At 36.2% G+C, this 20020-nt stretch carries 22 protein-coding genes and 1 tRNA gene; 15 read left to right on the top strand and 8 right to left on the bottom strand.

Going from position 1 to position 20020, the window contains the following annotated elements; all coding sequences use genetic code 11:
* Positions 1-213: 213 nt before the first annotated feature.
* The 6 genes from ACPF9A_RS19210 (at position 214) to ACPF9A_RS19235 (ending at position 6565) form a co-directional block, all read left to right on the top strand.
* A complete protein-coding gene (locus tag ACPF9A_RS19210) occupies positions 214-756 on the top strand; it encodes a pyridoxamine 5'-phosphate oxidase family protein (protein WP_423999515.1) in 543 nt (180 codons plus the stop codon).
* A gap of 5 nt (positions 757-761) precedes the next feature.
* Positions 762-1067, top strand: coding sequence for an antibiotic biosynthesis monooxygenase family protein (locus tag ACPF9A_RS19215; protein ID WP_423999517.1), 306 nt, complete (start codon positions 762-764; stop codon positions 1065-1067).
* A 240-nt stretch (positions 1068-1307) separates the two neighbouring features.
* A complete protein-coding gene (locus ACPF9A_RS19220; protein ID WP_423997098.1) occupies positions 1308-2825 on the top strand; it encodes an IS1182 family transposase in 1518 nt (505 codons plus the stop codon).
* A 93-nt stretch (positions 2826-2918) separates the two neighbouring features.
* Complete coding sequence (locus ACPF9A_RS19225; RefSeq protein WP_423999519.1) at positions 2919-3839, top strand: hypothetical protein; 921 nt, start codon at positions 2919-2921, stop codon at positions 3837-3839.
* 358 nt (positions 3840-4197) lie between these two features.
* The gene (locus ACPF9A_RS19230) at positions 4198-5379 is read left to right on the top strand and encodes an integrase core domain-containing protein (RefSeq protein ID WP_423999521.1); all 1182 of its coding nucleotides are present in this window, start codon (positions 4198-4200) and stop codon (positions 5377-5379) included.
* Between the two features lie 115 nt (positions 5380-5494).
* Positions 5495-6565 carry a serine hydrolase domain-containing protein gene (locus ACPF9A_RS19235; protein WP_423999523.1) on the top strand — a complete coding sequence of 357 codons (1071 nt, stop codon included), beginning with the start codon at positions 5495-5497 and terminating at the stop codon, positions 6563-6565.
* Between the two features lie 149 nt (positions 6566-6714).
* Here the strand turns inward: ACPF9A_RS19235 and ACPF9A_RS19240 are convergent, their stop codons facing one another.
* Positions 6715-7683 (bottom strand): IS110 family transposase, encoded by a 969-nt coding sequence (locus ACPF9A_RS19240; RefSeq protein WP_423997529.1) that lies wholly within the window; start codon positions 7681-7683, stop codon positions 6715-6717.
* Between the two features lie 239 nt (positions 7684-7922).
* Here ACPF9A_RS19240 and ACPF9A_RS19245 point away from each other — a divergent pair, with 239 nt between their 5' ends.
* The 7 genes from ACPF9A_RS19245 (at position 7923) to ACPF9A_RS19275 (ending at position 12393) form a co-directional block, all read left to right on the top strand.
* Entirely contained in the window at positions 7923-8459 is a 537-nt protein-coding gene (locus ACPF9A_RS19245; RefSeq protein WP_423999525.1) for a DUF420 domain-containing protein, read from the top strand.
* 110 nt (positions 8460-8569) lie between these two features.
* A complete protein-coding gene (locus tag ACPF9A_RS19250) occupies positions 8570-9070 on the top strand; it encodes a hypothetical protein (protein WP_423999527.1) in 501 nt (166 codons plus the stop codon).
* Positions 9071-9098: 28 nt separating this feature from the next.
* Entirely contained in the window at positions 9099-9656 is a 558-nt protein-coding gene (locus tag ACPF9A_RS19255; protein WP_423999529.1) for a PD-(D/E)XK nuclease family protein, read from the top strand.
* A gap of 12 nt (positions 9657-9668) precedes the next feature.
* On the top strand, positions 9669-10379 hold the full coding sequence (locus tag ACPF9A_RS19260; RefSeq protein WP_423999531.1) for a hypothetical protein: 711 nt from the start codon (positions 9669-9671) through the stop codon (positions 10377-10379).
* Positions 10379-10864 (top strand): hypothetical protein, encoded by a 486-nt coding sequence (locus ACPF9A_RS19265; RefSeq protein WP_423999533.1) that lies wholly within the window; start codon positions 10379-10381, stop codon positions 10862-10864. The genes ACPF9A_RS19260 and ACPF9A_RS19265 overlap by 1 nt, the downstream gene beginning before the upstream one ends.
* A 169-nt stretch (positions 10865-11033) precedes the next feature.
* Positions 11034-11381: a plasmid mobilization protein gene (locus ACPF9A_RS19270; RefSeq protein WP_423999535.1), complete on the top strand. Its 348-nt coding sequence runs from the start codon at positions 11034-11036 to the stop codon at positions 11379-11381.
* Positions 11371-12393 carry a relaxase/mobilization nuclease domain-containing protein gene (locus tag ACPF9A_RS19275; protein ID WP_423999537.1) on the top strand — a complete coding sequence of 341 codons (1023 nt, stop codon included), beginning with the start codon at positions 11371-11373 and terminating at the stop codon, positions 12391-12393. The genes ACPF9A_RS19270 and ACPF9A_RS19275 overlap by 11 nt, the downstream gene beginning before the upstream one ends.
* A 216-nt stretch (positions 12394-12609) precedes the next feature.
* Here ACPF9A_RS19275 and ACPF9A_RS19280 read toward each other — a convergent pair whose 3' ends face one another.
* Positions 12610-13875 carry a tyrosine-type recombinase/integrase gene (locus ACPF9A_RS19280; RefSeq protein WP_423999539.1) on the bottom strand — a complete coding sequence of 422 codons (1266 nt, stop codon included), beginning with the start codon at positions 13873-13875 and terminating at the stop codon, positions 12610-12612.
* A gap of 43 nt (positions 13876-13918) precedes the next feature.
* Positions 13919-13992 (bottom strand) — tRNA-Met (locus ACPF9A_RS19285).
* 138 nt (positions 13993-14130) lie between these two features.
* Between ACPF9A_RS19285 and ACPF9A_RS19290 the strand changes: the two genes are divergently transcribed.
* Positions 14131-14514 (top strand): START-like domain-containing protein, encoded by a 384-nt coding sequence (locus ACPF9A_RS19290; RefSeq protein WP_423999541.1) that lies wholly within the window; start codon positions 14131-14133, stop codon positions 14512-14514.
* Positions 14515-14566: 52 nt separating this feature from the next.
* Entirely contained in the window at positions 14567-15424 is an 858-nt protein-coding gene (locus ACPF9A_RS19295; RefSeq protein ID WP_423999543.1) for an aminotransferase class IV, read from the top strand.
* Here ACPF9A_RS19295 and ACPF9A_RS19300 read toward each other — a convergent pair.
* From ACPF9A_RS19300 to ACPF9A_RS19320, 5 genes are all read right to left on the bottom strand, one after another.
* A complete protein-coding gene (locus ACPF9A_RS19300) occupies positions 15421-15981 on the bottom strand; it encodes a YqgE/AlgH family protein (protein WP_423999545.1) in 561 nt (186 codons plus the stop codon). The two genes, ACPF9A_RS19295 and ACPF9A_RS19300, sit on opposite strands and share 4 nt — an antisense overlap.
* Before the next feature lie 111 nt (positions 15982-16092).
* Positions 16093-16365, bottom strand: a complete 273-nt coding sequence (locus tag ACPF9A_RS19305; RefSeq protein WP_027066835.1) for an HU family DNA-binding protein — start codon at positions 16363-16365, stop codon at positions 16093-16095.
* Between the two features lie 173 nt (positions 16366-16538).
* The gene (fmt, locus tag ACPF9A_RS19310) at positions 16539-17486 is read right to left on the bottom strand and encodes a methionyl-tRNA formyltransferase (RefSeq protein WP_423999547.1); all 948 of its coding nucleotides are present in this window, start codon (positions 17484-17486) and stop codon (positions 16539-16541) included.
* Position 17487: 1 nt separating this feature from the next.
* Positions 17488-19383 (bottom strand): RecQ family ATP-dependent DNA helicase, encoded by a 1896-nt coding sequence (locus ACPF9A_RS19315; protein ID WP_423999548.1) that lies wholly within the window; start codon positions 19381-19383, stop codon positions 17488-17490.
* Entirely contained in the window at positions 19376-19945 is a 570-nt protein-coding gene (locus ACPF9A_RS19320; protein WP_423999550.1) for an AAA family ATPase, read from the bottom strand. The genes ACPF9A_RS19315 and ACPF9A_RS19320 overlap by 8 nt, the downstream gene beginning before the upstream one ends.
* Positions 19946-20020: the final 75 nt, after the last annotated feature.

A 20020-nucleotide genomic window follows, 5' to 3' on the forward strand; every position in this document is an offset into this window, starting at 1 on the left:
CCTGTTGGAAATAAATAATCAAATGCGGAATATCACTTTTGCGGAATTTAATGCTGGCTGAATGAATTAATTACGGAATTCCAACTATTGCGCTGAAAATAACTCAAACGGAATTTAATTGTGTTTGAAAAAAATGCAACCGAAATATAACTGCAGGTAACAACGTATAAAAATAATTGCTTATTTTAGTCTAAACAAAAGGTAGTTGCATTTTTGGCTACTGCTGATTTTCCTGCGGAAAATCTGCCTCGCTCAAAAACGCAACTATTCTTATACAACAACGTTGTACGTAAGCTAGAAAACATGGAACTAACAACAGAAATCAAAGAAAATATAAACAAAAGTGTTCTCTGTTGGCTTGCGACAGTATCGTCTGAAAACATACCAAATGTTTCCCCAAAAGAAATTTTCAATTATTACGGAACGGACAAAATAATCGTTGCTAATATCGCTTCACCTCAAACCGTTAAAAATATCAAACAGAATCCTAATGTTTGTATAAGTTTTATAGACATTTTGGTACAGAAAGGATTCCAAATAAAAGGAAAAGCTAAAATCATACAAAAAGCTGATTCTGAATTCTTGGAAATGGAAAAAATATTGACTGAAATGACTGGTGGAAATTTTCCTTTTTTGACAATAACAGAAATTAAAGTAGAACAAATTAAGCCAATAATTGCACCTAAATATATTCTATATCCTGAAACAACGGAATCGGAACAAATTGAAAGTGCGAAAAAAACGTATGGAGTTTAATAATTATGATTTTAGAAGTAGCAATATTGAAAGTAAAAAAAGGAAAAGAAAAGCAATTTGAAATAGATTTTGAAAAAGCTGGACAATTCATCAGCTCTATAAAAGGTTATTTAAACCATTCACTTAAAAAATGTATCGAACAAGACAATCAATATATTTTACTAGTCAATTGGGAAAAACTAGAAAACCACACTATTGATTTTCGGCTATCATCTCAATATTTAGAATGGAAAAAATTATTACATAATTATTATGACCCTTTTCCGATAGTTGAACATTATGTTACAATTATTGAACACGATAAAAATTAATTAATAAAAGCCTACGTACAACAAAGATGTATATAAAAAATAGGCGAAACAGTAGTAAAATAAAGGCTTTTGGCTCGTATCAAACTTTGTGCTTAACCGAAAGTTTAATGCTTCGAAATCGCCTACTTTTCATATACTAACCGTCAGACTGCGCAAAAACCTACCCTTTCTTAATAACTTTGTTGATTTCCTTTAGCACGGCCAATACCATAACGTATTGATATTGATTATCTTAATGGTATGGATTTTATAACAGGTTTTGACAGGGACCAACTCGTAATGATGGATTTCGAATCCTGCCTGGGTCCCGATTCGTGGGCAAGGATCGTCGATATGTTCGTGGATATCCTCCCAATGGGCGACCTGGGGTTCAGGGACGTGCTGAACAACGAGGGCAGGCCACCATATCGTTCCTCGGACATGCTCAAACTCTATCTCTACGGCTACAAGAACAAACTGCGCTCCTCCCGCCAATTGGAACATGCCTGCAAGGTAAACCTCGAGGTCATATGGCTCCTGAAGGGACTAAGGCCGTCCGCAAGGAAAATAGCCTATTTCAGAAAGCGTAACCCAAAAGCCTTCAAAGGGGCATTCAGGTATTTTGTGGTGCTGCTCAAGGATTGGGAACTAATCGAAGGCGAGACCATTGCCATCGACTCCTTCAAGATAAGGGCCCAGAACGCCCTGAAGAACAACTTCAACCAGAACAAGATCGACCGCCATATCGAGTACATAGACAACAAGATACTGGAATACCAACAACAACTTGATGCCGAGGACGGAGATTCGGATACCGAAAAAATACAGGACAAAATTGCCTACCAGGAATCGAAGAAGGAAAGATACCGCAACATCGGGGAAGAGCTGCGCACCAGTGGGGAACGACAGATCAGCCTTACCGATCCCGATGCCAGATCGGTAGTACTGCACCGCAACATAATCAATGTGGGCTATAACGTGCAGGCAGGGTGTGATGCAAAATACAAACTCTTCGTCAACAACGACACGGGCACCGTAAACGATACACACGCACTTTCGCCCATGGCACTCGATGCAAAGCAACTTTTGGGCGTGGAAAAAATGAGGACACTTACCGATAAAGGGTACACCACGGGCAAACACCTGGACATCTGCACCAAGAACGGGATAACAACTTACTCATCCCCAAAGGAGCATTCTTCCCAACACAACGGCCTTTATCCCATGGTCGATTTTAAATACGACAGGGAAATGGATACCTATACCTGTCCCGACGGACAGATATTGGTGACCAATGGAACCGTTTACAATAAGGCGGGCCACAAGGTCAAGCATTACAAGAACCGACAGGCCTGCAAGGTCTGCCCCGTAAGGCACCTTTGTACCACGAACAAGAACGGACGCTTCATAGAGCGCTCCATTTATCAGGAGGCCTTGGAGGAAAACCAGAAAAGAGTGGAGGAAAATCCGGAATATTATAGGCTCAGGCAACAGATCACCGAGCACCAGTTCGGGACCATCAAAAGACAATGGGGCTTCACCCATACATTGATGAAAGGAAAACAGAACGTGCTCTCCGAGGTAAACCTGATCATGATATGCTACAACCTTAGCAGACTTGTGTCCATTCTTGACCCAAAAGTGTTGAAGGACAGGCTCAAAAGGCTTGTCGACATATTTTTTGCCCTATTCGGAGCCATTTCAGCCATTTTGGGCGACTTTGCTTTTCTTGGAAATTTAGTTTACCACAAAAGAACCGGCTATAAAACCTTCGCTTAGGGTCCTATAAATCAAAACAAATCATTTATTTTTATTCGAAATGGAGTTGCTGCGCAAACTCCCGTTACCAAACATTTAAAACCAATAATACCAATGAAAAATAGCAACTCCTTATGTTTAATACTTATACTAGTAATAGTTTTAAATGCTTGCAATACTAAAAAACAGAACCAAAAAAATACAGATTCATCAAACTATGATAATCAATCAATTATAGAGAACCCATATCTTGGACAAAAGCCTCCTAGCTTAACCCCTGAAATTTTCGCACCTGGAATTATATCAACAGACAATTGGGAATTTGGTGGCGCTTTTACACCTGACCTTAAAGAGTTTTATTTTCTTAGAGAAATTGGGGAGACCGAAAAAGAAAAAAAAATGAAGTATATGGTCTTTCAGTATAAAGATAATAAATGGCAAGATTCAATATTATCCAAAAGAGTTGGTCTGCCTTTTATATCAACCGATGGAAGAACAATGCATTTAGGTACAAAATATAAGGAGCGAATGGAAAATGGAGATTGGTCAGAAATAAAAAAGCTTGACTCAGCCATTAGTAATATTAATATAATGAGACTTACCGCCTCATCTAAAGGGACATATGTTTTTGATGCAATGGGAGAAGGTCTTTTACGTTTTTCTAGAATAATTGAAGGAACACGTGAAAAACCCCAACTATTTGGAAAAGAAATAAATACTGGAACAGCAAATGCTCATCCTTTTATAGCTCCCGATGAATCCTACATTCTTTGGGATGGCAGAAGAGAAAATGGTTATGGAAAATCTGATATTTATGTGAGTTATCGAAAAAAAGATGGAACATGGGGTGAAGCAATTAATTTGGGGGATAAAATTAATACAGCTGCTTCAGAAAATGGTGCTAGTATAACTCCTGATGGCAAATATCTTTTTTTTAATAGGAGTGTCGGAAAAGTAAAGCCAACTGACAAATACGAAGATGTAAATATGTTTTGGGTAGATGCTAAACTTATTGAAACACTAAGACCAAAATAACTTACTTTAAAATGATTTAAAATAGTGCTCTGTCAAAAGTTAAATAGGTCAATTAAAAATACAAACGTTTGGTAACACTGTATAAAAAACATAGGGCGTTTGTGCTAACCGAAAGGTCTGTGTTTATTAACAAAGTCCGCTAAATATAAAATTTGGCGTTTATAGTAAAAAAGATAAAAGCAAAATATTTATATTTAGCTAAGTAATAAACCGAAACGAAAGTGATTATCAACTGCCCTACGTTTCTTATACTTAACGTTAGCGGTCATTAGGTACGTTAAAGGGACATCCTTTACAAAGTTAAAGTCACATAGTTTACACTTTTAAGGTTATAATTTGAGATTAAAATCAAATTATTATGCCTTGGAAAGAAACAACGACTATGGAACAAAAGATTGAATTTATCTGTGAATGGCGTACAGGAAAATACACCATAACCGAATTATGCAAAAGCTTTAAAATCTCCAGGCCAACGGCTTATAAGTTGATAAGCAGGTTCGAGGAAAAAGGTTTTGAGGCATTAAAAGAGCAGTCCAGAGCTCCTGGGAAACACCCTAATGCAACGGGTCAGAATATCATTGAGGGTATTCTAAAACTTAAGAAAAGACACAATCATTGGGGCGCTAAAAAATTAAGGGAACTGTTGTTTAAAGATTTTACGGCCCAACAAGTCCCCTCTGTGGTCACGGTTCATAAAATCTTAAAGAACCATGGTTTGGTGTGTCCACAAAAGCGGATGCGAAGAGTAAAACCGGTATACCCGATTTTCGACCCTGAACACTGTAATGAAGTGTGGAGCGCAGATTATAAGGGAAAGTTTTTAATGGGCAATAAAATATACTGTCATCCACTCACCATTGCAGACTCTAAAAGCCGGTTCCTGTTCACTGCCAAAGGTCATTACCATGAAAACCTAAAGTCTGCAAAGGCCGAGTTCACAAGGGTATTCAGAACATTCGGGATACCTAAGCAAATACATACGGACAATGGCAGTCCCTTTGGTTCCGTGCGTACCATCCAACGTTTTACCCAGCTCTCCTATTGGTTTATCGAACTGGGTATATCACCTGTCTTTTCCGATCCTGCACATCCAGAACAAAACGGTAGACATGAACGCATGCACCGAGATCTAAAAGCCGCTTGTGCCAAACCTTCCGCGTATGACCTAAAAGCACAACAAAGACGTTTAAACCACTTTGTAAAGGAATATAACAACATAAGACCTCATGAAGCCTTGAACATGAAGACACCTGCCGATATGCACGACTTTTCTACAAGACCGTTCCTTGAAAGAATACCTGACTTTCACTATGATGCCAAATACAAAGTGCTTAAAGTAACACAGAATGGATCTATTAGATGGAAATCATATTACTGGGTATATGTGACAGCTTCGTTAATGGGCAAATATGTAGGTATTCAAGAAATGGGAAACGGTATTTGGAGGGTATTTTATAGAAACGTATTTTTAGGTTTCTTTGATGAAAACAATTTAAGAAATAAAGAACAAGCAACAAGATTAGAAATTAATTTAGTGTAAACCCTAATCTTTAACTTGTGTAAACTATGTGCCTTAACGAACATTAAAACTAAACCTCCATTAGTATTAATGAATATCATTAAACAAATAAAATGTCAAATAAATTAAAAAATATATGAAGTCAATAACTCTGTTTTCATTACTACTACTATTAATTTCAAGTTGTAGTAAAGATGATACTGTGGTTCAACCAACACCATCTGAATCTATGTATTTCCCTTCCAATACCAATTCTATTTGGGAAACTAAGTCAATATCGAGTTTGAATTGGAATCAAAGTGCCATTCAACCTTTAAAAGATTACCTAATTCAAAAAAACACAAAATCATTTGTAATACTTGTGAATGGAAGAATAGGTATGGAAGAATATTTTAATGGGCATACATCTTCTTTAGAATGGGAGTGGAATAGTGCAGGCAAAACATTAGTTGGCACAACAATAGGAATCGCCCAACAAGAAAATTTATTGAGTATCAATAATAAAGCATCAGATTATTTAGGCACAGAATGGACAAGTATGCCTTTAGAAAAAGAAAATTTGATAACAGTAAAACATTTATTGACGATGACATCAGGCAATGATGACACGAAACAATACGTTATTAAGCCAAATTTGACCTATGTTGCAGACGCTGGAACAAGATGGGCCTATAGTAACATTTTTCAAAAATTAACAGATGTGCTTGCAAGTGCAAGTAACAAACCTTTTGAAATCTATTTCAACGAAAAAATAAAGACCAAAATAGGTATGGATGGTTTTTGGAATAATGGACTAATCTTTAAAATATATCATAGCAATACAAGAAGTATGGCAAGATTCGGATTATTAGCATTGAACAAAGGAAAATGGAACAATGAACAAGTAATAAATGAATCTTTTTTTAATGAAAGCATAGCTACTTCACAAAACATCAATCCTTCTTATGGTTACTTTTGGTGGCTAAACGGAAAACCGAGTTATATGATACCCGGACAGCAAACTGTTTATCAAGGCAATTTAGTACCTAATGCTCCTGTCGATATGTATGCCGCAATGGGAGCAAATGACCAGCGAATATATGTAGTTCCAAGTAAAAAAATGGTTGTGATAAGAATGGGAGATGCTTCTGACCCTGCAAATCCAAATTTTGCAGTATCAGGTTTCGACAACGAACTATGGGAAAAAATAAATGCTGTTATTAATTAAAGGAAATAAAGCTAAGAAACAACGAACCGCTAACAAAGAACTGAGGTAAAAAACAAACAAATTCTTCTTTAATCTGAGACAATATTATTCTAGGCTCATAGATTCAATAAACAGATTCTTGAGCTTTTTTTATTCAATTAATCTGCTATTTATCTAGGCAATATAGAAACGTAGGTTTCATCATATGGTCTGCCAGATTTTGCGATAGCAAAAGACTGTTTTAATAGTTTGTTGGCAACGGCTATCAGTGCCAATTTCTTGCTCTTACCCTTGTTCACGATTCGCTCATATACCTCTTTGCACGCCTTGTTGTGTTTACAGGCATTGAAAGAACATAGAAACAGTAGATTACGAAGCTTTCTATTGCCGACCTTACTTATTCGCGCACGACCTCTTACACTGCTCCCAGACTCTCGTATCGTCGGGGTTATACCGACATAACTACAAAGCTGTGCTGCGGTTTCGAACTTACTGAAACCATCGGTGACCACTATTAGGAACAATGCAGTCTTTTGACCTATACCAGGTATCGATGTCAACAAGGTCAATTGCTCCTGTTGGTCCTCTTTCACCAATGATAGAATCTTTGATTGGATAGCGGCTACCTCTTTATTGAGCTGTTTCTTGTTACGTATCAAGGAACGATAAACAAACTTTGAGGGTATACCTAAAACTGCTTCCCCATGTATCTTGTTCTTGGTTGCCGTTCGTTGCTTTAAATAGGTATCCAATAACCGGAACAACTGTAAACATTCGCTCTGGGTGTCCGTCAAGGCATTATAAATAGGAACCTCGTTGATAAGGGCATACTCACATATAGCCTTGGCATCGCTCTTGTCCGTTTTTACCTTGGCAAGTTTCATTTGAATGAACCGCTTTATAGATAATGGGTTTACTACTGAAACTATTACTCCATTTTTGTAAAGAAACTGTGCAAGTCTGTAATGATAATAACCGGTAGCTTCCATAACGACCAATGAACCTTTGGGTAATTCCTTAAGGTATTTCTTGAACCCCGTTTCATCGTTCTTATACTGGTCGTGACCTTTGTTACTACCATGTACATCAAAGACATCTTTACTAATGTCAACTCCAAAAGTTTCTTTATATTTATTCATAAGAAATGTTTTATGAAAGAACCGGCTACTTCTGCTCACAACAACTTGAAAACGAGATCTAAAGTCTCACAGAACTGAACGTGATTTAAGAAGAACTGAGCTAAACCAAAGTTCAAATAAACGATTATTTAAAGTCGGTTAAGGCGTCTTTTTACTACTAATTCTTAACTTGGAAACAATTAGGAGATTAACAATTGTTATATCCTATAGCTGTAGCCAACTTTAAAAATAGGATTGTAATGAATGAAATAACCCTTAAAGAAAGAAATTATACAAAAGCTATATGGAGTTTATCCATAGGAATTAACTTATTAATAGGTCTTGCTTATTTTGTGCCAACAATGACATTTTCTGACACTTATGATTTTTCATACATTCCGAAATTAAACGCAACACTAAATGGACTGACATTCTTAAGTTTATTAGGTGCATTAATCTCGATAAAAAATAAGAAAATAATCTTTCATAGAAATTTTATTTTTGCCTCACTATCATTTACTGGAATTTTCTTAGGCTCATATTTATTATATCACTTTACGACACCATCAACAAGTTTTGGAGGAACTGGACTAATAAAGACTACCTACTTAATAATCCTGATAACACAAATTCTACTAGCTGCATTAATAGTTCCTTTAGCTTTAATTTCTATAGCAAGGGGATTAAATATGAAAATAGAAAAGCATAGAAAGATAGCCAGGTGGGTGATGCCAATTTGGTTATACGTGAGTTTGACTGGAGTAATAATTTATCTAATGATTTCACCTTATTATTGATGTAAATCTATTTAATAGCGAATAATAACTACCTACAAAAACGTATCCTATGAAAAGCCATGGTCCAATTCTTTAAAGTTCAATTAAACGATAAGTTATAGAAAGAAATTATGACAGAAAATGAATGCTATATTTTAATTGGAAAATTATCATCTAAATTCTCAAATCTAGAATTTGGTCTAAGTTCAATTTTAGAGCATCTTATAAATAACACAAATCCTGGTATTGCTGCTATTATTACTAAAAATATGCAGATATCAAAAGTGATTGAGTTACTCACTAAAATTTTAAATTTCAATTACGAAGATGATGTCGAGCACGTTGTGGAAATGAAAAAGCTTTTGAACGAGATTCAGGGTTTAAGACAAAAGAGAAATATGTTTATTCATGGTAATTGGTGGTTTCAAGAAGAAGAGCTTGAGAAAGACATTGTGACATGTATTGACACAAGGTTAAAGTCGAGCAAAAATGGGAAAGAATTATCGAGGATGGAAGAAATTAAATATTCGAAACATGAGATGGAAGCGGATGAGAGTAAATTATCTAAATTGGTATATGAAGTTTATAGTACTGGAAAGAAGTTTGGACTAACTAATTTAAGAACAGATTAATTAACGAAGTGCAAATAAACGATACCTAATGAATTTACCAAGTTTTTTTAAAGACAATTCAAAATCTGACAAATGTGAAGAGGCCATAGATTTCTTTATGTCTTGGACTATTCGCTGCGCAGACGTTAAATACGAAAAATCGTTTGAACGTTTGAATACCTATTCGAAAAGGATATTGGCCAAACTCATTGGTGATTGTGATGGTGGTGAGAAACAGTTCGGGGAAATTAAGGTCTGGAAACAAAGTGGTAATATAGATCTTTGGGTCGAGTTTGAAATTTTACAAACAGGTGAACAGATTGCTTTAATAATCGAGAACAAAATGTATTCGGAAATTAGACCTGGGCAACTTGAAAAATATAGGGATCAGGCTTTAGAGTACTACGAGGAACTAGATAGTCGAAGAATAATTTACATATTACTAAGACCTGACTATGAAATCAATAATAAGAATGGAGAAAAAAAAGAATGTCAAGCTTTGGGCTATAGATATTTAAATCTCGAAGAATTAAAGGACACGTTGGATGAAGTTAAGACCGGCAATGATTTATTCGATGAATTCTGGTTTAATTGGCACGAAGCGTAAAGTTGAAAAAGGATGAATAATAACACAATACAGACTATTGATTTTAATATGCTAGGAAAAAATAATAATTCCACTGCCATAAATGATGTTCTCAGTAATCTGTTCGTTTATCTTATTCATCAGGACAATCTTGAAGTAGGTCAGAAGGGTACCTTCCTAAAGGTATTAGCAGAAAAAAACTTACCCATGTTGGATATGGCCAAGCAGTTTGCTATTCATTTGATAAATAATTTTTCGGATGAAGTAGTACAAGAACTTTCTGCCATTCAAACAAAAGGTTTAGGGTTTGAAAACATGCTGAATAATGAAGAGCTCGTTGATTTTGTGGAAATGGAACTAGTAGACCCCACAGCAACATACCGAAAGTGGGAATTCGGAAAATTTGCTATTGAACACTTTATCAATGATATCAATAATACAGAATTAGAGAAAATAAAAGGTGACAAAGAAATTGGAACTAAAGAGTTTCTAGATTTATTTACCTCAAACTTAGATACCACAGCCACTAAGCTAGACGACCACGAGAAGCTGCTCTTAATTGTGGCAGTAAGGCATAAGTTGTCTGAAAACAAACTGAACATAGCTACATACGATGTAGTGGGGAGTTCCGTGCAGCGCAACCTTTTAGGAATGTCCCTACGTATGGATGTCTTGAAGAATTCTTTAAGGGAATCCCTCTCCCTAACCATAAAAAACCAAAATAGAAAAGGCCCCAAGCGATAATGAACGCCCAAAAGTTGCTTACATACCTGGACCAACTCGAAAGGGAGCCTAACCTAAAGGTCAATGGGAACACTTACACCCTGGAACAAGTTAAACTGGCCAAAAAGATTACTGCCGATATAGAGATGGAACTTGGAGTAAAACCGTCAAAGCCAAAATTATCAAGAAGACGAGCATTTATAGTCATTTTGGAGGAGTTGTATTATGATGTTCTTGAATATCCTAAGGAATTATCTTTGGATGTAATTAACAGGAGAGCACTACAACGCTTTGAGTTTGCCCAGCGCACCTTAAATGGACTGGCGACCCCTCATGAAATCCATCCTAAAGATGCTTGTCGGTTTTTTGAGGACAACGGTAGTAAAAAAATGAACTACAGAAGAGCGCTATTCCATCTAGTAAATTATCGTTTCTTGTTTTTTCAGATTGCCCCAGCAGCAGAATCCCTTATAGAGAAATACAAGGACGTATTACTTTGTTCCTAAAAAGTGGTGTACACTACTTTGTGTACAGCACTTAAGAACCGTTTCTTCACTTGCCCTTAGGTTTGCCTTAAGTTAATCGGAGGTCACGTAGCAAGCTATGTTTTTGCTAGCAAAAACTGCTCACTTTGTTCGCAAGCTTGTCGGGGACCCTCCCCAAACCCCTAGAATTATGGCACGTCCAAAAAAGAATTTGGAATCGTTAAGGGCAATGCAGATCAACATAAGATATAGTGTAAACGAATATCTCGTGGTTTCCGATAATGCAAATTGTCTTGGAATTTCAATAGCGGATTACGTAAGGAGAAGAACTACGGGAGTGGTACTACCAAGAAAAAAAGTATCATCGGAGGATAGAAGGCTATTTGTAGAACTGAGTCGAGTAGGAAACAATATCAACCAACTCACCAAAAAAGTCCATTCCGGCAACCACTATCCTAGACAATTACAAGACGAACTGATAGAACTTAGAAAGTTATTGAACGCCCTGACCTTAAAAATCATCGACCATGATAGCTAAGATCATCAAGGGAAAAGATTTCTATGGGGTTTTGGCCTATAACGACCAAAAGGTAGGGCAGGGTAGCGCACACATCATCGATGCCAATATTGGCCTAGGTTCAACAATACAAAATACCAATACTTTTAATACGGTCCGGGCATTACGGCCAAATTTGGGAAAAGCGGTGCTCCATGTTTCCCTGAACCTGCCCTATCAGGACAAGCTTTCGGATAAGGAATTCGCCAAACTGGGCCATGATTACCTGAAAGAAATGGGCTTCGACGACAACCAATATATCATCTATAGGCACCATGATCAAAAACACCAGCACATCCATATCATTGCCAATCGGGTCGGTTACTCAGGTAAGGTGGTAAGCGATGCCAAGGACCTGTTCCGTAGCAAAAAAATATTACGAAAATTGGAAGTTGATTATAAACTCACCCAATTGGACGGAACCATTGTCAAAAAAGAATCACCCATTAGCCAACAGGAAATTGAAAAGGCATTACGTACCGGAAATGCCCCGATACGGTACATCCTGTTAGAGAAAGTGAAACATGCTGTCCATAAATCAGTGGATACAGAAAGTTTTATTGAGATACTACATGCCCAAAACGTCTGTCCAAGGTTCAATATAAGCAAGACGACTGGCAGGGTCAGCGGAATTTCATTTGAATATGATGGGGTCATTTACAAGGGCAGTACCCTGGGCAGGGGCTATTCATGGAACGCCATTATCAAATACATCACTTATGAACAAGACAGAGACCGTGCAATTGTTCTCCAAACTAATTCAGCAGAACAAAGAGATTTTAGAGGAATTATCGCTGATAAAGAAAGGACAGGAGAAAATCCGGAACAACCAAAAGGTACTATCGGAGGGGCAGGGGAAGTTATTGGTCAACCAAAGGACGATTTGGGACTTTCTGAAAAAGATATCCTAGTACCGGAACCCTTCAATAGTTATAGAGACGAACTGGATGGTCCCCTATGGAGAAAGCGAAGGAAAAAAGGGAGAAAAAGGTAGTGAAAACAAATGGGTTTAGGCGCGGATAATATATTGAACCTTTTGGTCGACAGCCTCTCAGTTGAAGAACTGGAGGCCGCACTCCGGCGCAAAAAAGGTATTTCAAATAACCGTCCAAAACCCATGACCGAAAAGGAACGCCTGTTCGATGAATACCGAAAGAGAATGTTAGCACTGGGCATTCTTCACCCCCCCAGAACCGTTTGAATTCATTTGCTAATTTAAATAACCGCTATAATCTTCGGGCAATTCGGCATCGATATCCCTTAAATAAGCCGTCAATGCCTCCAAGGTGGAGTGTCCGGTGATCAACATCAGTCTGTCATAGGTCTCGGTAGTGGCATAACTTTTTCTAAGTTCACGGTAGAGCTTGGTAATAAAGGTATGTCGAAAGGAATAGACCGTATGGTCTTTGCCCAACTGAAAAGAATTTCCTTCCTGCTTTAAAAATAGATTATATTGGATTTTGGCCTTTTTGAAGCGCTTTGAAAAATAGTTGCGTCTATTGGTCTCCGTCGTGTCCCATGGACCGACACCCTCTGGGGATACCAGAAAATGGTCGGCATTCGAAAGATCAAGTTTTTTCAGCTCATCTAGGATCTGGTCGGGGATGATTTTCGTCTTTACCAATTTGTTCTTGGCCCTGACCTGAAGTTCTTTCTGACCAATATTTATGTCACCTACCTTTAATCGGCACACCTCTATAGGTCTCAGGAAATTATAAGAGACCATTTTTATGAAGAAAAGGAGTTGGGGGTCATTATCCTTTAAAAAGTCATAAAGGCCGTCAACGATATTGAGTGCATAGGTCTTGTTCCGTTTAGGATTGGTCTTTAACTTCTTGATGTTATGTATAAAATTCCTTGGGATAATTTCATTGTCTTCCAGAACTGAAAAAAGAGCACCTAATACTACCTTGGTATTGTTACGGTTACGGGCACTGGATGTTTTTTGTATCTCGTTAAGATGCCCATTGACCACTTTTTTGTCAATGTCAAGAATATTCCGCCCAAGAAGCCCTTGTTCTTTTAAATACCTTTTAAATCTCCCTAAACGACTCCTATAATCCCTTATCGAGGTCTCGCTTAAAACACTTTTTTTTAGGTCAAAAGCAAAATCAAGTGCGGATTCGGCTGTATAGGCCATAATTTTTCCGTCAACTTTTTCTATATAGGGTGAGTATCCATCCTTCAACATTTGGTGCAGGGCATCACGTATCAACTGTAAATGGAACAGACGCTCCTTTTTGGCCTTATATCGCTGGTTGACTTTTAAGGTTATGGATGTTTGGCGTTTTAAAACGGGATTTCCCTTGTCATCTTTTTTTGTGGGATGTTCGAAGGAATAATAAACATACCAACGTTTGGAAAGGTCAAAATCCTCCCCACCATGGTATATTTTTGGCTCTGTAAATTTTTTTTTCAAACCGTGACTGTATGCGGTAGCGTATGCGGTTTGTAAGGTATTAAAAAAATAACCCATTGACAAGAGGTTTAAGAACCTGTTATTCAATGGGTTGTAAAAGTAGCGAGAGGGGGGCACGATCCCCCGACCTCCGGGTTATGAATCCGACGCTCTAACCAACTGAGCTACCTCGCCATATTATTTTTAAACGGCTGCAAATATAGTGGTAATTTATTTGTTCTTCAACAAAACTTGATGAAAAAAATAATACCCTACATTTATTTTTTTATCATTTAGAAATATATATATTGCCCGCAATAAAGTAGCATGAACATGAGCGATAAAATAAAATTTGAAATAGAGTTTGTAATACAGTCTTCACCACAGATGTTATATCAATACCTGGCAACCCCATCTGGACTGTCAGAATGGTTTGCAGATAATGTAAATTCTAGAGGTGAAAAATTTACATTTATATGGGACGGAGCTGAAGAAGAAGCTCAGTTGTTAAAAAGAAAAACTGATGAATTCGTACGTTTTTCTTGGGAAGAGGCAGATGATGATAGCTTTTTTGAGATGAAGATAATTGTTGATGAAATCACTAAAGATGTTTCATTGTTTATAACCGACTTTGCCGAAGATGACGAAGTTGAAGAGTCTAAAATGCTTTGGACGAACCAAGTATCTGATTTGAAACAGGTTTTGGGTTCCTCATAGAAATACCCTTATTTACAGTATCTTTGAGCCTTAATTTTTTAAGGCTTTTTTTATGTTCAATTTTAATGGAGAACTTCTTGAGGAGAATACTTCTTTTTTAAACGAAAAGAATAGGGGAGTGCAGCTTGGTGATGCCGTTTTTGAAGAATTACGTGTTGTTAATGGAGATATTATTTTTCTAGAAGACCATTATTTACGTCTAATGTCTTCAATGCGTATTCTTAGAATGGAAATACCAATGAAATTTACCATGGAATTTATGGAGGAAGAAATTCTTAAATTATTTTCTGAAATTGAATTAAAAGAAGCGAGACAAATAAAATTTACCGTTTTTAGAAATAATGGAAATGATTTTTCTAATTCTGATAACAGTATTTCTTATTTTATAACGAGTAGTTTATTGGCTAGTCCGTTTTATATTCTAAACGAAGAACATTATGAAGTAGAGCTTTTTAAAGATTTCTATAAGAATTCTAGCATGCTCTCTAATTTAGATACCAATAATAAGATTATTAATGTAGTAGGCGCTATCTACGCTCAAGAAAATGACTATCAAGATTGTTTGTTGCTCAACGAGAGAAAGCAGGTCATAGAGGCTCTAAATGGTAATTTGTTCGTTGTAAAAGGTAATCAGATAAAAACAGCCCCTGTAACAGATGGTTGTATCAATAGTATTTTAAGAAAGAAACTTATTGATATGGTTTCAAAACTCAATGATTTTGAATTTCTAGAGGAAAGTATATCACCTTTTGAGCTTCAAAAAGCAGATGAGTTATTCTTAGCAAATAATATTGAAGGTATTGTTTCTATTACAAAATATCGAAAGAAAGATTTTGTAAATTCTACGGCTAAACAATTAATAGGTAAATTAAATGCAGCTGCTAGAATGTCTTTAAGTGCTAATGCCTAGTTTAGACTAGGATTTTCTGGAGCATTAGACCAAAGTAGGTAGTTACCACCTAACTGAATCATATTCTCTTTCCAAATTGCTTTTGCAGCTTTTTGAATAATTCTACTTTCATGCTCGTTTTCTACAACGATCCACGATTTTGAGGTCAGTTCTTCATCTAATTGTAAAGAAGACCAACCAGAATAGCCAAGAAAGAATCGAATATCATCTTCAGAAATTATCTCTTTATTGATAAGTTCTACGGTAGTTTCAAAATCACCGCCCCAGTAAATACCATCAGAGATTTCAACACTATTATCTATTAAGTGCGGCACTTTATGTATGAAGTATAAATTGTCTTGCTCAACGGGACCACCATTATAAACCTGAAATGGTAATTCGATTTCTGTTACCAATTCATTTATTTGGTATTCTAGTGGTTTGTTTAAAATAAAACCAACAGAGCCATCATTGCTATGTTCGGCTAACAATACGACAGACCTATTGAAAGAAACATCGCCTGTTAGCGAAGGTTCGGCAATTAATAATTTTCCTTTAGTTGGCTTTAATGCGATCATAAATATCGTATGATTATATACCTAAAGTAAGACAAATCCTCTTAAATGCAAAAACATATAAATAAAAAAAGCGCCTATTAAGGCGCTTTTAATAAATTTATCTGTGTAAAATTAGTTTACAGCTTTACCTAAATCAGCACCAGCTTTAAACTTTACTACATTTTTAGCAGCAATTTGGATAGTTTTTCCAGTTGATGGATTTCTACCTTCTCTTGCATTTCTTTTAGATACGGACCAAGAACCGAAACCTACTAAAGAAATTCTATCTCCTTTTTTAAGAGAATTCTCAACATTCCCCAAGAAAGATTCCAATGACTTTTTAGCCGCAGCTTTTGTGATGCCAGCGTCAGCTGCCATTGCATCGATCAATTCTGTTTTGTTCATAATGTGATAATTAATTGTGATTAAATAATTTATACCTACTAACAAATTTATATGGATTTCTGAGCAACACAAGTAAAACAAGGGGAAATCCCTTATTTTGTTGATAACTCAGCGTGTTTGTTGATAAAGTAGGTTTTTTTTTACGTTTCTCGCAGCCCAATAACGACGGGGGTTTACCCCATTTTAGCGTTTTTCTCCAAATTAAGGCCGTTCAACAGATCCCTAACAAGCATCCGTTTCTTGCCTTGAAGTTGTATTTCCACTAGATTTAAGTAGCCATTTTTCACCGCAACTTTTATCTCTTTTTTAGTAAAAAACAGCGTTCCGGTAGAAAATTCATGTTCTTCATCTTCTATAGTTGCTGCATAAATTTTTGTAATAATGGTCTGGTCACCGTTTGTCAAAGTTGTCCATGCTGCTGGGTACGGACTCAAACCTCTTATAAAGTTGTAGATAGCTTCTTTAGACTTGCTCCAATCTATTTCACAGGTTTCTTTAAATAGTTTATGGGCTTCTTTCAAGTCTTCTGAATTTGGTTGTTTGGTAGTTTCAAAATTTCCTTCTTGAATTCTTGCTACAGTTTTTACGACAGTTTCAGCTCCTAAGTGCATTAATTTATCATGCAAGTCTTCTGCATTATAGGTAATTTCGATTACCGCTTCATCTTGCATTATTATGGCGCCAGTATCTATCTTCTCATCAATAAAGAATGTGGTAACTCCGGTTTTTGTCTCACCATTAATAATAGCCCAATTAATAGGCGCTGCACCACGGTATTGAGGTAGAAGCGATGCATGTAAATTGAAGGTTCCGTATTCTGGCATATTCCAAACAAGCTTTGGTAACATTCTAAAAGCTACTACTATTTGTAAATTGGCATTCAGCGATTTTAGGTTACTTAAAAAATCAGTGTCTTTTAAATTTGTTGGTTGTAATACATTTAGCCCATTTTCTACTGCATATTTTTTAACGGCAGATTCGTTCAGCTTTCTACCTCTACCTGCAGGTCGGTCTGGAGCTGTAATAACACCTACTATAGTATATTCCTTTTTTACAAGCATGTCTAAAATGCCTACAGCAAAATCGGGGGTGCCCATAAATACAATTCTCAATGCTTCCATATTATAATAGTTGGTATTCGTTTATACTGTTTAATGTTATGTAATTGTCCTCTAATAATTCTTGTATTGCAGCAATAACTATAGTTTGGGCAATATTTAATTTTGTTTGAATTTCTCGAGAACTTGCGTCGGTCTCTTTTAGATACTGAATAATCTTTATTTTGGCGTGTACAACATCTGTATTGCCCAACTTTTGGCTGATACATACATCGCAAATTCCACATTCTTTTTCTTGAACTTCTCCGAAATAACCCAATAACTGTATGCTTCTGCACACGGTGTCATTTTCAATAAAGTTCAACATCTTCGTCACCTTGTCAATTTTAAGTTGATTTTGTTCCTCAATATTTTTTGCGAACATATTAATGGTGCGGTCATCATCTCGTGGTACCAAAAACAAGATTTCTAAATCGCTAGAAACACTGGTGTATTCAATGATTTCATCTTTTGCAAGTTGCTCAAAATTTTGATGTATTACAGATTCTGATAAAGATATTTTTTTAGATAGTAAATAGGTGTTTATTTGGGTGTCGAATTCAAAGAGTCCGCCGTAGGTGCGTAATACCACCTTAATGAAATCAGCAAGTTTAGAGTTTTTATCTATATATCTGTATAGGGTATCCTTATCTGTAATGAACTTGATGGTTATTTTCTTTGAGAAATTTTCAGAGAGAGAAATAACCGAGTTGCGATCTAAGAGCTGTAAAGCATTATAGGTTAAAAATGTATTTAACTTATAGATACTACAGAATTCATTAAAGTTAAGATGGAATTTGGCTTCGGTAAACTCTCCATATCCTATTTGAAAAAATGTATTCAACTTTCGATAAATCATTTTTACATATGAAACATCTGGTAAAATTTCAACGAATTGCTTTTTTACCAAAACCTTATCCGTAGTATTCGTTAAGAGGATGGCTTTTGCAAAATCACCATTTCTACCAGCTCTACCTGCTTCTTGAAAGTAATTCTCTACACTATCTGGTATTTGATAATGAACTACTAATTCTACATCTGGTTTGTCTATGCCCATACCAAATGCATTGGTGGCAACCATAATAGCTACTTTATCATCTAACCAAAGATTTAACCGTTCGGTTTTTGTTTTTTGATCAACACCACCATGATAAAAAGTTGCTTTTAGATTATTCTTTAGTAAATATTTAGAAAGTTCTTCTGCTTTTCTTCTGCTTCTGACGTATACAATAGCACTATGTTGAATTTGTTGGCAATAGTGTTTTAGATGGCCATTTTTATCTTCGGTCTGTATCACCTCAAAACCTATATTTTTTCTAAAAAAAGAATCCTTTACTACAAATGGATAATTTAAATCTAACGAAGAAATGATGTCTTCGCTTACTCTTTTTGTTGCCGTTGCCGTTAAAGCAACCATTGGTGGGGTAGGGTGTAGTTCTCTTAAGATGGAGCAGCTTAAATAGGCCGGTCTAAAATCGTGACCCCATTGAGAAATACAATGTGCCTCGTCTATAACGAACATAGAAACGTTCATGGCTTTTATGCGCTCTTGAACCAGTTCTTGTTGTAAGCGTTCTGGTGATAAATAGAGAAATTTATAATTGCCATAAATACAATTATCCAATAATTTATCTACTTCGGTAAATTTGAGTCCACCTTTTAGACCTATGGCTTTAATACCTAGTTTTTGAAGGTTGTCTACCTGATTTTCTATTAAAGCAACTAAAGGAGATATGACGATACAAATACCGTCTTTCATTAATGCCGGTACTTGAAAGCATAACGATTTACCACCTCCTGTGGGTAATAAACCTAAAACATCTTGACCGTTAGATATGGCGTTGATGACTTCTTCTTGAGAGCCTCTAAAGCTGTCAAAACCCCAATATTTTGATAAAATTTCTTTTGGTGTATTATTCACCCGCTTTTTTTATAAAATCTACTACAAATTGTAAACGATTTTCTATAGTACCAAAAGGCACTTCAATTGGTCGGTATCCTAATTCAATATACGTATTTTCAAGCTGTTCATGAATACCACATGCTTGTTCAAAGTTCTCCATACGCTCATTGTCTTGAACGTAGATTTCTTTCCAGGGAGGTAGAATCAACACTTCGTCATATCTATTTTCCATACATAGATCAGCATATTTTTTTTCTGTAGGCTGATTAAAATAGTTCATATATGCGATAACATCGGGTAGCCCGCGATCGTAAAACAAATTTTCCTTACCTACTTGCTGACCATTAATAAAGTGTTGTAAACGGGCATTGATCAATTCATCATTAAAGCTTTTTGCATCTTTAACGAAATCAATAGGGTTTACTAATTTATCATCTAAAGATACATCACCCAATGCATCTAAAGTCATGGTTCTTATCACTTCATGAAAACAGTGATAGCCATTTTCTTCAAGTGATGATATCAATACCGTTTTTCCGGTTCCCGGACCGCCGGTAACTACTATTCTCTTGCTTTTCAAACTCATCATTTATGAAAGCAAAAGTACATAAACCAACAGTATTAAAAAACTGGTACATTACACTTATCTTTGCAT

It is taken from the genome of Maribacter sp. IgM3_T14_3 (genome assembly GCF_049603095.1).
Taxonomy (GTDB): Bacteria; Bacteroidota; Bacteroidia; order Flavobacteriales; family Flavobacteriaceae; genus Maribacter.